The organism is Nostoc punctiforme PCC 73102, from assembly GCF_000020025.1.
Classification (GTDB): Bacteria; Cyanobacteriota; Cyanobacteriia; order Cyanobacteriales; family Nostocaceae; genus Nostoc; species Nostoc punctiforme.
The window spans coordinates 98038-112952 of the sequence record NC_010628.1; the positions used below are offsets into that span (position 1 = coordinate 98038).

Below are 14915 nucleotides of genomic sequence, written 5' to 3' on the forward strand. Positions count from 1 at the left end.
TTTAATATTACATTTTTATTAATGGTGGGTAAAATATCCCAATAATCATAAAGCTATTTTTGTGATTTTTTAGGTTTCCCATGATAAAGTATAAATCTTTTTTGTTTAAAAACTCGTCTTCTAATTTTTGGCGTACTTTTTCTAAAGCCTCCTTTTCTTTATTCTCCATACTTGTTTCCTTTGATCTATCTCTACAGCCTCTATAAAGTTGTTGAATTTCCCAATCATTTATTGTACAACGATGTCTCTTCCCATCTTTAGAAAAAAAATTCGTAACCAAACTTGTAAGGAATTTTATCTAACTGTACTGAAGGCTCAAACAAGTCCATCTGATCTAATATTGCTTGCTGTTTTGGCTTCCACTCCCGTTCTATTTCCTTCTTCCAGAAGTATTTTTTTATAGTTTGTGGTTTAATAATACCAAGAGATTTACCTTGTTCTTTAATATCCAGAATAGATTTGAATTCTAGTGGCAAAACCAAGGCTTTTCGCTCTTCCCAGTTTTTACTAGTATCAATTTTTCGTATTACTTCTATTGAAGAATCATCTATACGAAAGCTTTCTTCTCTATAATCTTTTTCATTTCTTTCTATTTTAGCACTTATAATTGACCATCTTGGATAACGCTTATCAAAATCTAATTGACGAAAACGAATCGGATAAATCCGAATCCACTGAACTGGTTTCTCGTCATCATCTAACAAAACTCCTGCTGTACAGACTGTTTCTTGATATTTGGTGCTAATTGAAGGGTATGTTTTAGTTGCAATCAAAATTTTCCTTCTTTCCATAGCACAACCTCTATATTAACTAGCTCACTATACAGTGATATTATAGACACATAAGTAATTCCAGTACGGCATCAAAATTTTTCATTACATACTGCCGAAACTTCCAAAATTTTGGAAAATAATAAAGTAAGTCGAGTATCACAAGACTCACTTGAGGTCCTCATTTCTTCTAGGAAAATATGACTCATTCTTTCCTTGAACGCCTGCGTAGTCCAGATAGCCCAGTCCTCGTCTTCGACGGGGCGATGGGAACCAATTTACAAACCCAAAACCTCACTGCTGAAGACTTCGGCGGCCCACAGTATGAAGGTTGTAACGAATACTTAGTCCATACTAAACCCGAAGCCGAAGCTGTCGCTAAGGTTCACCGAGACTTTCTTGCTGCTGGTGCTGATGTCATTGAAACGGATACCTTTGGTAGTACGTCCCTTGTGCTGGCAGAATATGACTTGGCAGACCAAGCGTATTACCTCAGCAAGACAGCCGCAGAATTGGCGAAACGTGTGGCTGCGGAATTTTCCACACCAGAAAAACCCAGGTTTGTGGCAGGTTCTATCGGCCCCACAACTAAACTCCCTACCTTGGGACATATTGACTTTGACACCATGAAAGCTACTTTTGCCGAACAAGCAGAGGCGCTGTGGGATGGTGGTGTTGATTTATTTCTGGTGGAAACTTGCCAAGACGTGCTGCAAATTAAAGCGGCGCTGAATGGAATTGAAGAAGTGTTTGCCAAAAAAGGCGATCGCCGTCCGTTGATGGTGTCTGTGACAATGGAAAGCATGGGCACAATGTTGGTTGGTTCAGAAATCAGTGCTGTGCTGGCAATTTTGGAACCTTATCCAATTGATATTCTCGGTTTAAACTGCGCGACTGGTCCAGACTTGATGAAACCACACATCAAGTATCTGTCAGAACATTCACCTTTCATCGTTTCCTGTATTCCCAACGCGGGTTTACCTGAAAACGTTGGCGGTCAAGCGCACTACCGCCTGACACCGTTGGAATTACGGATGTCGCTGATGCATTTTGTTGAAGATTTGGGTGTCCAAGTGATCGGGGGTTGCTGTGGGACGCGTCCAGAACACATTCAACAATTGGCAGAAGTAGCTAAAGACCTGAAGCCAAAAGTTAGACAACCAAGCTTAGAACCAGCAGCAGCATCAATTTACACCACTCAGCCCTACGATCAAGATAACTCCTTCTTGATAGTTGGCGAACGTCTCAACGCCAGTGGTTCCAAGAAGTGCCGCGATTTGCTAAATGCCGAAGATTGGGATGGACTCGTTTCAATGGCGAGGGCGCAAGTCAAAGAAGGCGCACACATCCTTGATATCAACGTCGATTATGTGGGACGCGACGGCGTGCGAGATATGCACGAATTAGTTTCGCGCATTGTTAATAATGTGACATTGCCCTTAATGCTTGACTCCACCGAATGGGAAAAGATGGAGGCGGGTTTAAAGGTTGCTGGTGGTAAGTGTTTGCTGAACTCCACCAACTATGAAGACGGGGAACCGCGCTTTTTGAAGGTGTTGGAGTTAGCGAAGAAATACGGTGCTGGTGTAATCATTGGTACTATCGATGAAGATGGGATGGCACGGACAGCAGACAAAAAGTTTGCGATCGCGGGGCGTGCATACCGTCAAGCTGTAGAATACGGCATACCACCCACAGAAATATTCTTTGATACCCTAGCGTTACCCATTTCCACCGGGATTGAAGAAGACCGAGAAAACGGTAAAGCCACAATTGAATCCATCCGGCGCATTCGTCAAGAATTGCCTGGAAGTCATGTAATTTTGGGTGTTTCCAATATTTCCTTTGGTTTAACACCAGCCTCGCGGATGGTGTTGAACTCAGTGTTTTTACACGAAGCGACGACGGCGGGAATGGATGCAGCCATTGTCAGCGCTAACAAGATTTTACCGCTATCGAAGATTGACGCACGCCATCAAGAAATTTGTCGGCAGCTGATTTATGATGAGCGGAAGTTTGAGGGTGATGTTTGCGTTTACGATCCCTTGGGAGAGCTTACCACAGTGTTTGCCGGGGTAACGACAAAACGCGATCGCTCCTTAGATGAAAGTCTCCCTATCCCAGAACGCCTGAAACGCCATATCATCGACGGCGAACGCATTGGCTTAGAAGAACATCTGAAAAAAGCCTTAGAAGAACATCCCCCCTTAGAAATTATCAACACCTTTTTGCTAGATGGCATGAAAGTTGTCGGGGAATTATTCGGTTCTGGACAAATGCAGTTACCCTTCGTTTTGCAATCTGCGGAAACCATGAAAGCGGCGGTGGCGTTTCTAGAACCGTTCATGGAAAAATCAGAATCAGGCAACAATGCTAAGGGAACCTTTATCATTGCCACTGTGAAAGGCGATGTCCACGACATTGGTAAAAACTTGGTGGATATCATCTTGTCCAACAATGGCTACAAGGTGATTAACCTGGGAATTAAGCAGCCGGTGGAAAACATCATCAAGGCTTACGAACAGCATAAAGCTGATTGTATAGCCATGAGTGGTTTGCTGGTAAAATCCACCGCCTTCATGAAAGAGAATTTGGAGGTATTCAACGAAAAGGGAATTAGTGTCCCCGTAATTTTAGGTGGTGCTGCATTGACTCCCAAGTTTGTCTATGAAGATTGCCAAAATACCTATAAAGGTAAAGTTGTTTATGGCAAAGATGCCTTTTCTGACTTGCACTTCATGGATAAATTAATGCCAGCAAAGGCTACAGGTAACTGGGAAGATTTGCAGGGATTTTTGAATGAAGTGGAAACTGCTGAAGTTTCGACTAATGGTCACAAAGAACCAAAAACTAAGACTGCTGAAGAAACATCTGCTGAACCAAAAGTAGTAGATACGAGACGTTCCGAAGCTGTAGCTGTGGATATTGAACGTCCAACACCGCCTTTCTGGGGAACGAAATTATTGCAGCCTAGTGATATTCCCATCGAGGAAATATTCTGGCACTTAGATTTACAAGCTTTGGTTGCTGGACAGTGGCAATTCCGCAAACCAAAGGAACAATCCAAGGAAGAGTATCAAGCTTTCTTAGCGGAGAAAGTTTACCCAATTTTAGAAACTTGGAAACAGCGAATTATTGAAGAAAATCTGTTGCATCCCCAGGTAATTTATGGGTATTTCCCTTGTCAATCTGAGGGGAATTCTCTACATATATATGACTCAGAGAACCAATCACAGCAGATTACAACTTTTGAGTTTCCTAGACAAAAGTCATTAAGACGGTTGTGCATAGCAGATTTCTTTGCACCAAAGGAATCGGGAATTATTGATGTCTTCCCGATGCAGGCGGTGACTGTAGGAGAGATTGCAACAGAGTTTGCTCAAAAGCTATTTGCTGATAACCAATACACTGATTATCTGTATTTTCACGGTATGGCGGTACAGGTTGCAGAGGCTGTAGCTGAGTGGACACACGCCAGAATTCGCCGAGAGTTAGGTTTTACTGCTGAAGAACCCGACAATATCCGGGACATCTTAGCACAACGCTATCGTGGCTCACGGTATAGTTTTGGTTATCCAGCTTGCCCGAATATCCAAGACCAATACAAGCAACTGGAATTATTGCAGACTGACAGAATTAAATTGTATATGGATGAAAGTGAACAACTTTATCCAGAACAATCGACCACTGCAATTATTACTTACCACCCAGTAGCAAAATACTTTAGCGCTTAATCTATATCCCCTCTCCTTTATAAGGCTGCGGTGTACACACAAGTGTTTTAAAGTTGTCCCACAAGCTTTTTATCGTCCCAGCCCCCCAATTTATTGGGGGAAAAAACCTCTCAAAGTCCTCCTTAAAAAGGAGGATTTAGGAGGATATACAACATTTTGGTTTTCTAAGAGAGATGTGTGTACACCGTAGCCTTTATAAAGAGACTGGACTGAAATTGGAAATCAATAAATTTGTAATATTTTCAATATATTGAAGCAAAAATAACTCAATTTTATAACAAAAATAGTCAAATATAAAAAAGCGACTATTACGCAAAAATACAAGAAAAGCTAAGAAACTTATTTCTACCTATTAAGAAGTTACGGTGTACACATAAATATCTCTTGGCGTAATTTACAGTTTACCGAATATATCAAGAAAATCTTACCCTGGTTATACCACGCAAAATCTGTCCCTCTCATTATTAAAGAGTGGATTAAAGCCAGGGTAGGATGAGGTTTCGACAGTATTGCACCGAAGAGATAATCGCTATATGTAATTATTTTACACCCAAGTGATATCTTTCGTTTAACAGTTGGGTATTATAAGTTTACTCTGTTAACACCATCTTCATAAATTTGCCTTTAAATAAAATATATTTCCGCAAATTTACTGTGAAGTTATGCTCTTACTGTTTCTCAGACTTGGACTAAATAATTTTCAAAAAATCAGTATTTACCGGATAAAATGAACAATTCATAAATGATATAACTTTAACAAATTGTCTTTTGTTGTACCTACTTTATTTGAAAGTTAGTAAAACAAGATGCAGTAGTTAAATAAATATAGCTTCAACTGATGCCTATAAAAATACATTACAGGCATAGTTCGAGATGTTTTAGGACTTACGCAAACAATAGCCGAAACCCTATATTCAGGTAAGGGCAATTCATGAATTGCCCCTACAGCGTATAGTTTTGTGTAAGTCCTATGTCTAAAACAATAAAAAAATAACAACCACTTGACAGGGAAGCAGCTATGCCTCGAAAACGTCAGCTAGTCAAGGCAATTCAAAAAACCTTCAAACAAATTAGCAAGCAGTTTTTATCTGCAATTAACAAGCAAATTATTTGGCTATTAAGGGCTTTTTTCGGCAATCGTAGAAGACACAGTTCGGCGAATGCTGGCTTTGTGTTACCAACAGTGGCGATGGTAATTTTGGTAGTCGTACTGTTAACAACTGCAATTTTATTTCGGTCTTTTGAACGCTCTAAAAACGCCAGCAATGTCCGGGTGAATGAAGCTGTACTCAACGCTGCTAACCCCGCGATTGACCGTGCTAGAGCAAAAATAGATGCACTACTACAAGACCCAACACTACCACGAGGAACTCCTTCTGATAGCGCTTTATATGATGTTCTGAAAAAAGATAAGTATAGGCTTGGTGATGAGACTCGCCTGAAGCTAGCTTTTGATATTGACGGTAATAACAGCATTGATACTAGTAGCGCTTTAGAGAATGATGAAACATTAAAAAGTGCTTGGAAATTTGCCGTTGATACAGATAATAATGGCAAAAAGGACACTTTTACTCTCTATGGAATCTACTTTCGTACACCACCTAGAAACAGTTCAGGGGAGTTTAGTCGTGAAAGAAAAACTCTAGAAGCTAGAACCCCACCAATGGATGGTAGCTCAAATCAGAACTGCGGTAGTGCAAGTGGTTTTTCTAGCTTAGTGGGTAACTCAAGTTGGTATAAGTTAAACAGTGGCAATTTGGGTAAAAGCTTCTTTGTCTATAGTGTTAATGTACCAATCACTCAAATAGGCGGCTTAGATGCTACACAATACGAAACCTATAAAGGAAATAAAAGCGTTGTAGCACTAGAATTTCAGCAAGACCGCACTCGTATTCCCCTTTCAAATAATGCTGTTTGGTTTGAAAACGATCTGGAAGTGATAGTAGGTAGTACAACCTTATTGCTGAATGGAAGAATTCATACAAATGCCAACTTACTAGTAGGGGTGATTAACAGTGGCGGTAATATAACTTTACGGCAAGTTAGCAGCAAAACATCTTGTTTCTACAATGAAGAAAATGGACAGATTAGTGTTGGAGGAAATGTCGGAAATGGTAGTCTTGCTCAAAATAATACTGGTACAAGTGTAAACGTTGACCTTTTTCAAGGTTTTGGTAATAACACTAACACAGATTATATTAACAACACCAATAAATCTACAAGCAGTACTGGTGGTGCAGAAATTGGATTTAATGATGCTGCATTCAATAAGCGTATTGCTGCGATGAAGACTACTGCGATCGCTTTATGCACAACGTGTAATGCCGCAGCTACAACTACTGGTAGTGCTCTCAAAGCTGCTGTTAACGCTAGTGGTTATCCAAGTGATGTGAAAACTAACGTCACAGCCAAAGTACTAGATACTGATGATATCACCACAGCAAAAAATATCCTTTATGACGAAATAGAAGTTTATCTGCGAAATCGTACCCGTCGAGTACCCTTTGCAGAAGTAGCAGATGCTACAGGAGGGGATCAAACAGTTGGATATACCGCTATTACTGCCAGCTTAGATCCTCAACAAACCTGGAGAGAGCCAGTAAATGCTAGTAATCAGCTTACTGGTGCAACAAGTATCACTTTAACTACTTCTCAGCTAGAGGAGACATATCCAGATTTACAAAAGAAAGAAGGCGTTCAGACTAAATTAGGCGATCGCGTTCTTGTAGGTAACAACTTACCTGCTTTATGGCAACAAGGCACTCAATATGTTGGCACAGAAGCTAACCAGTTAATTAGTAGTGGTGGTACTGTTGTTAATTGGACTAGACCAACTGGTTCAGATGCTCAACAAAGATGGCGTAATACTCAAATACAAGCTGTTACAGACCTGGGTTTATCAGACCGAAATGGTTTTTGGGAAGAAAATGCCACAGTAAATCCTGTAAACGATTTAGATAGTGTGGGCGGTGTGCGGATTGTTACTGGTGCAGGTATTTATGTAGATGGTTCTGGTAGTGTTCCAAATACAATAACTGGCCCGTTTTACCCACGAGGTTCTAGTGCCCTTGGTTCATTCTTAACAGCTCCTTCAACTGATACTACAATTGTCTGGCCTGACACAATGCCGATGTCAACACCAGGAAATGGTCGCTCAGGCGATCTCAAAATGCGAGCGACGGCTGTTTATCACTACAAAGTAGACTATGGCACTGACCAAGAACCGATCGCTTGTGTGAGCAGCTACTACGATCCCTCGACCGCAGATACAGCTAAAAACAAAGTTAATCAAGATGGTGGATATGGTGTAGATACTACCAACGGTCGCTCAAACAATGGCGTTGTTTACAACTTTCCTGGAAGAACCTCTTTTACAATTAACAAAACTCGTCTACAACTACAAGCCAACTTAAAATTCCCTAATGGGCGTTGGGTTAATCAACCTTTAAAAGATGCTCTCACAAAAATTGGAACTGCTACCACAGTACCTAGTACTGGTTTGCAGCTAGCTGATTATTCAGCAATTGATACAGCACTTTGTGCTATTTCCATTTTTAGTAGTCCAACTAGTTTTGTTACTCCTACTAACCAACCTGCTCATGGTGCAATCAGAGAAGCATCTTTTCTAGATGCCAGAGAAGCCAAGCAGATTAGTCCCTCAAACACATCAAGCACATACGACTTAGATTTAGAACAGCGCCAACCCCTAGAGGTTCGGGTAACTGACATTGATTTAGGTTCACTAGCGACCACAGCAATAACGGCAAATGAGTATTTATTGCCTTATAGCGGCATTATTTACGCCTCTAGAGATGATGCCTTGCGCGATGCGAGTGAGCCATACACTGAAGGTAATGTAAGTAGCACATCTAACTCAGAGTTACTCAGCCCGACTGATTTTAAACTTGACCCCACACGCCGGCCAAACGGCATTCGCCTGATTAATGGGGGAACTTTAGCAAGAACTAGTACCAATGCTTACAATGCCAAAGAGAAAGGTTTGATTTTAGTAACAAATTTACCCGTATATATCAAGGGTAACTTCAATTTGCACCGCACAAGTACAAGTAGCACTACGGAAATTGAGGAATTTACAGTTTCAGCAAGTACCGACTTCTATGGTCGCAGTACTCGCGAAGATAGATTTGCGTGTCGTCAAGGAAGAACAGGTTGTCCTACTACTGGAGGTGACTTTTGGAGACCAGCAACAATCATTGCCGATTCCATGACCTTACTATCTGGGTCATTTATAGATGGTGTGCGTAGCCAAGGCGATTACGATCTGAACAATAACACTGGTATTGCAGTTGAAGGTAACTTAAACACTACTAACTTTCCCTCCATACCTACTTTAGATGCAAGAAGACGAGACCGCCTGAAAAATGGCTTTTGGGAAAATGACTTTCTTACCAGTACCAATTGGCAATCCACCGCTAGCGGTCAGATAAATTATCCCAACCTGAGTTTAGGCTCTTATGCACTAAATGGGGTAACACCGATTCAAAGAAGAATTAATAACTCCACGGCTACAAACAACCCTGGAGAGTACTTAATGGAAGTATGTACCAAGCTCTCGGTTTCTGATTGTGGCCCAGATGACTGGTATGTCGATCCATCAACCAGCCTGAAAGCATCTGCGGCAGTAGGTCAAACCTTCAGTATCACTACACACAAGGCTGGTACAACTGCTGTATTTGCCACTTCAGAATATGCACGCTATCCTCGTCGGGTCGCCTTTAAACGTAATGCTTCTAACCAATTGGAGGAGCAAGGAAGTAGTAATAAATATGTACCCTTGGGTATAGATGATTCTGGAATAATCCAAGAGTTTGCTTATAGTTCAGGAGGTTTACCAAGAGCAAAGCAAAATGCTCTCTGGTTTAGAACATCAACAGATGCATCTATAGCAAATTTAGGAAAAGTAAGTTACGACTTTAACAACAGACTGTACTATTACCTTCCTATTGATGCTGACGGCGATGGTAGTGCCGATTCAACTGGTCAGCCGCTCTTAGTCCCAGTTTTGCAGATTCATGACGCAAGCAGTACCACTGGCATCAGGGGTGACGGAACAGCACAAAATGAGTTTAGAGATAACTGGATACAACAACCTAGTGATAACATCACTGTATATAATGCAACCTTTGTATTAGGAAATAGCCCCAGTAGAGCGGCTGAAACCTCAGCAGGTTTCCAAAACTTTGTACGATTTTTGGAAAACTGGAATCTTAAAACAGCCAAAATTAGTGGCAGTTTTATTCAATTGAAGCGAAGTAGCTTCTCTACAGGCCCAATTTCACCTATTTTCGCTGCCAAATCAACAACTGGTGCAACTAATACCGCCAATGACACTACCGCTAATCTGAGCCTTTTTGACTATGCACTAGACACTTATCCAACTCCGAACGGCTCAGGTCTGTTACCTTTCTACAACGCACCAACAAACAGAAGTTGGGGGTTTGATGTTGGTCTGTTGTCAGAGCAACCAGATTTGTTTGCCCAAAGATTTACCTTAACTCCATCAGGTCGCCCGAATGAGTACTTTAGAGAAGTTGGTCGAGATGATACCTGGGTGAAAACATTACTCTGTGCTGGTGAAGCTAGTAACCAAACAGGTATACCAGCATCAGGAGTGACAGTAACTTACGCAAATGCAGTTCCCAATGAATATCGCCCAACAAGTAGTTGTCCTTCATCCATACCAGATGACTCGGTTTAATTAAATATTAGGTAAATTGCCATGATGATAGGGAAACAAGCTAAAAACAAAAGGTTACAGACAGCTAGATCCTACCTACGAGCCAGCGAAGGGGGTTTCACAATTATTGAATCTTTGGTAGCGATACTTGTAGTTAGCATTTTGCTAGTTGCGATCGCACCAGTTCTTTCCCTGTCAGTGGCAACTCGCGTACAATCCCGACGGATAGAATTAGCCACACAAGCTGCCAAATCATATATTGATGCGGTCAAAACTAAGAAAATCGCGGCCCCAACCTCTACGGGTACTGATACCCTAACTGCATACGCCGCTCCCACAGCTACGGGAACTTTAACTTGTGCAGCAAACTCTTACTGCACCGTTCCAACGGGGACATCTTTGTACTGCGTTGATTTTGATAGTAGTGGTGCCTGTGAAAACACCAGTGTTACAGACATGATTGTAGAGGGTTTTCGCTACAACTTAGCTAGTACCAGCGCTATTAGTGGATATGCTTTAGGTGTGCGGGTTTACAGAGCAGATGCTTTCAAAGATAGTACTACTCTACTCAAGAACACTTCTACAACTAAGACAACACAAGCTACTTTCACCGGAGGTATAGGTCAGCGAACAACACCTTTAGTGGAAATGACAACAGATATCAACGACACTGTGCCTAAATATAGCGACCTTTGTGCCCGCTACACAGGTGGTTGCAATTAAATGTTGGTTAGACTTCTTGCAAAATTCTGAATCTTACACTCTTTTTATCCGTCTTTGTGTGAGGCAAATAAATATTTATGCAAGAAGTCTATTTTTAAATATCTCTCAATAAAAGGGAAACCGCAGCATGATAAATTCACTGAAATTTATCCTGAGTACTCAATTAAAACGCTCTGGAATAAATAAGACAATTAGCGGCTTTACCCTGATTGAGCTGCTAGTAGCTATGGTTATGGCAATACTAATCATAACGCCTTTAATGGCTTTTATGATTAACATTTTAGATGGCGATCGCAAAGAACAAGCTAAGGCAACTTCTGAGCAAGAAATCCAAGCAGCACTGGATTATATCAATCGTGACTTACAACAAGCAGTTTACATCTACGATGCTGATGGTGTTACTAGAAATGCAGATACTACTATTACTAATTCAGGAATTAAAAACCAAATACCACCACTGAAATCTGCTACTAGCTGTAGTGATAGCACTATTTGTAAACCAATACTTGTTTTTTGGAAACGTCAGCTTATAGCTGATAGTGTTGGTATTAATGCCAGCACTGAGACTAGTGCTGCAAATACAGATGATGGCTTTGCTTATTCATTAGTAGCGTATTACTTAATCACCAATACAGATGGTGCAAACTCTACCTGGTCTAAAGAGGCACGCATTGGTAGATTTGAACTTCGAGGACCGGTGAATGCAACTAATGCTAATACAACAGGAAGTGCAACTGATAGTGGATTTAATCCACCATCACTAAATAAAAACGGTACTTTACTCAAAGACAAGATGGATCAATGGCAGGCTGCATCAGCAAATTATAGTAATCAAGTCGTAACTTTGGTTGATTACATTAGCACCACTGCCCCTAGTAGCACCGCACCTTGCTCTAGTCCAAACCTTGTAGGCAGTCAAACAAGTGGATTTTTTGCTTGTGTCGATGCCAACGACGTGTTAGCCCAGGTGTACATCAGAGGTAATGCACTTGCTCGTGTGCAAAATAATAACCTAGCTTATGCTAATAACACAAAAACTTATTTTCCCAGTTCAAGCATTCGAGTCCAAGGACGCGGATTTTTATTTAGTAAATAACCTCTAGCTAATCAATGAAAGGTATTGTATGCAAGGCGCAGCTTTATTGAGGTTAAACAAAATTCCTAAACAATTTGTAGTGGAAACACCCAAGCAGGCATCTCTGGCGAACAGACTTCGCTATGTATCTGCATACTTCCAAAAGGATGCTGGCTTTAGCCTGATAGAATTAATAGTAGTAATGCTCTTAGTTGGAATTTTATCAGCGATCGCAGCTCCTGGTTGGCTTGCCTTTGTAAATCGCCAGCAAGTGAACAAAGTTAATGACGCTGTTTTAGCTGCACTACAACAAGCACAGCGCGAAGCTAAAAACAAAAAACTTAACTACAGTGTCAGTTTTCAGAAAAATAGCACAACCCAAAATGTAGAGGTTGCCATTTATCGTAGCGATGGAAGTCCCACATGGAAACCTTTAGGGGCGGATATAGGAGTTAGCTCTAATAAATTTCTGATAGGTACGAATCTCAGCAGTGAAAATACTGCTGGTTCTTCTGTATCTGACACTTTAAGTGCATCAACAAAAATTACCTTTGACTATATGGGGACTTTACCAAATGCAAACTTTGGAACAATTACAGCCCCTGCGACAGAAGCACCTGGGTTAAAAATTGTGGTAGCTGTACCAAACTCTGCAAATTCTACATCGGCTAGTAGCACCAAGCGATGCGTCATTGTGAAAACTCTCTTAGGTTCAATGCTTACAGCAAAAGATGATAAATGCAGTTAAGTAGCTTATGCAGCAATCTTAATTCAAAGATACGCAATAATACTGTACATAAAACTGCACATTGATAGCAAAATTAAAATATAAGGTGCAGTTTTAATGTTCGATAGATTTATTTAAGAGCCATTAATAAACTAGCTATTGGCTCAATGTATAAAATAAAAAGCGTTTTAATCAAGATATCAAATGTAAATTTTATCAAATGACTGAAAACCTTGATATTACTATAGCGATCCCAACTTATAACGGTGAAAGTCGTTTGCCAGAACTATTAGAACGACTACAAAACCAAATTCACACCGACAATTTATCTTGGGAAATTATAGTTGTAGACAATAACAGCACTGATAACACAGCTAAAGTTGTTGAAACCTATCAACAAAATTGGCAATGTCCTTACCCTTTGAAGTATTGCTTTGAAGCACAACAGGGGGCAGCCTATGCCCGAAAAAGGGCAGTTGCAGAAGCTAAAGGTAGATTGATAGGTTTTCTAGATGATGACAACTATCCAGTATCAAATTGGGTGTATGCAGCTTATACTTTTGGTGAAAAATATCCCAAAGTGGGAGCTTATGGTAGCCAAATTCACCCTGACTGGGAAATAGAACCACCAGAGAACTTTCAGCGAATTGCCCCATTCTTGGCAATTACAGAGCGAGGTAATTTACCGCTATTATATGAACCAGCTAAAAAATTACTACCTCCCTCTGCTGGACTTGTTGTGCGTAAACAAGCGTGGTTAGAAAGTGTACCGGATAAGCCTATTTTAACTGGGAGAGTTCAAGGCAATATGCTTACCAGTGAAGACTTAGAAATGCTGTCTTACATTCAAAAATCAGGCTGGGAAATTTGGTATAACCCAGAGATGGAAATATTTCACAAAATACCAACTTCTCGTTTACAAAAAGATTATTTAATTCCGTTTTTTAGAGGTATTGGACTTAGCCGTTGTGTAACTAGAATGGTGAATATAAAAGAAATGTATAGGCCATTTTTCATTTTAGCTTATATGATAAATGACCTACGCAAAATTGCTTTACACTTACTTAAATACAATACTCTGTTGAAAAGTGATTTAGTTGCTGCTTGTGAAATGCAACTGTTTTTAAGCAGCTTATTTAGTCCTTTTTACCTTTTGAAGAATGGCTATTTAACTAAAAAACAATGAAATAATGTTTTTATGGATAAACATACACTTGGCAGCTTAGATTTTACTGTATCTATTCCTACATACAATGGAGCCAAACGTTTACCGAAAGTTTTAGATTTGCTACTCAATCAGACAGGAGTAGAAAATCTTAATTGGGAAATTATTATTATTGATAATAATAGTAAAGATGATACAAATAAAATAAGTGAGTATTATCAAAATTTTTCTAATAAAAATTTTTCAGTGAGGTACTTTTTAGAGAAAGAACAGGGAATAGCTTTCGCAAGAATGCGGGCTATAAATGAAGCAAGAGGCGAGTTTATTGCATTCATAGATGATGATAATCTTCCAGCAAATGATTGGGTTTTACAATCTTATCTTTTCGGCAAAGAACATCCTCAAGCTGGTGCCTGGAGTGGTCAAATTCATGGAGATTTTGAAGTAAACCCCCCAAAAGATTTTGCAAGGATTCAAGCCTTTCTAGCCATTAGAGAACACGGACTAAAACCATATTTATTTGATGCAGATAATTTAAGACTTCCTCCAGGGGCTGCGCTAGTCGTCCGTAAACAAGCTTGGTGTGAAAGTGTTCCTGAACAATTGGTTTTTAAAGGTAGACTAACTAAATTGATGGTTGCTGGAGATGATACAGAAGCTCTCTTATACTTGCACAAAGAAGGTTGGGAAATCTGGTACAATCCGGCGATGCATATCGATCATCAAATTCCACATTGGCGGCTAGAAAAAGATTACTTACTAGTACTAGCGCGTGGTTGTGGCCTGTGTATTTTCCAGCTCCGCTTGATCAATGCTAAAAATTGGCAAAAACCAATACTTTTCGTTAAAACTATTTTGGGAAATTTACACCGATTATTACACCATCTTATTAAGTATAGAGGTCAATTAGAAAGTAATTTAATAGCAGTTTTTGAGATTAACTTTTACTTAGCTAGTATGATGAGCCCCTTTTATTCCTTAAGATGGAAGTTAGACAAAATTTTTAAAACAAGAAGTATATAA

At 40.1% G+C, this 14915-nt stretch carries 9 protein-coding genes; 7 read left to right on the forward strand and 2 right to left on the reverse strand.

Features of this window, described 5'->3' with window-relative positions:
• Positions 1 to 7: 7 nt before the first annotated feature.
• Complete coding sequence (locus NPUN_RS42665; protein WP_202947526.1) at positions 8 to 169, reverse strand: hypothetical protein; 162 nt, start codon at positions 167 to 169, stop codon at positions 8 to 10.
• Between the two features lie 88 nt (positions 170 to 257).
• Positions 258 to 791 (reverse strand): hypothetical protein, encoded by a 534-nt coding sequence (locus NPUN_RS00335; protein ID WP_202947527.1) that lies wholly within the window; start codon positions 789 to 791, stop codon positions 258 to 260.
• A gap of 179 nt (positions 792 to 970) precedes the next feature.
• Between NPUN_RS00335 and metH the strand changes: the two genes are divergently transcribed.
• The 7 genes from metH to hpsE (NPUN_RS00370) all read left to right on the forward strand — a co-directional run bounded on the left by metH (position 971) and on the right by hpsE (NPUN_RS00370) (position 14915).
• Complete coding sequence (gene metH / locus NPUN_RS00340) at positions 971 to 4504, forward strand: methionine synthase (RefSeq protein ID WP_012406895.1); 3534 nt, start codon at positions 971 to 973, stop codon at positions 4502 to 4504.
• Positions 4505 to 5522: 1018 nt separating this feature from the next.
• Positions 5523 to 10223 (forward strand): hormogonium polysaccharide biosynthesis protein HpsA, encoded by a 4701-nt coding sequence (hpsA, locus tag NPUN_RS00345; RefSeq protein WP_012406896.1) that lies wholly within the window; start codon positions 5523 to 5525, stop codon positions 10221 to 10223.
• Positions 10224 to 10244: 21 nt separating this feature from the next.
• Positions 10245 to 10925: a hormogonium polysaccharide secretion pseudopilin HpsB gene (gene hpsB, locus NPUN_RS00350; RefSeq protein WP_012406897.1), complete on the forward strand. Its 681-nt coding sequence runs from the start codon at positions 10245 to 10247 to the stop codon at positions 10923 to 10925.
• Between the two features lie 127 nt (positions 10926 to 11052).
• Positions 11053 to 12021, forward strand: coding sequence for a hormogonium polysaccharide secretion pseudopilin HpsC (gene hpsC / locus NPUN_RS00355; protein WP_012406898.1), 969 nt, complete (start codon positions 11053 to 11055; stop codon positions 12019 to 12021).
• A 28-nt stretch (positions 12022 to 12049) separates the two neighbouring features.
• Positions 12050 to 12748, forward strand: coding sequence for a prepilin-type N-terminal cleavage/methylation domain-containing protein (locus NPUN_RS00360; protein ID WP_012406899.1), 699 nt, complete (start codon positions 12050 to 12052; stop codon positions 12746 to 12748).
• A 199-nt stretch (positions 12749 to 12947) separates the two neighbouring features.
• Positions 12948 to 13913 (forward strand): hormogonium polysaccharide biosynthesis glycosyltransferase HpsE, encoded by a 966-nt coding sequence (gene hpsE / locus NPUN_RS00365; RefSeq protein WP_012406900.1) that lies wholly within the window; start codon positions 12948 to 12950, stop codon positions 13911 to 13913.
• Positions 13914 to 13925: 12 nt separating this feature from the next.
• Positions 13926 to 14915, forward strand: coding sequence for a hormogonium polysaccharide biosynthesis glycosyltransferase HpsE (gene hpsE / locus NPUN_RS00370; protein ID WP_012406901.1), 990 nt, complete (start codon positions 13926 to 13928; stop codon positions 14913 to 14915).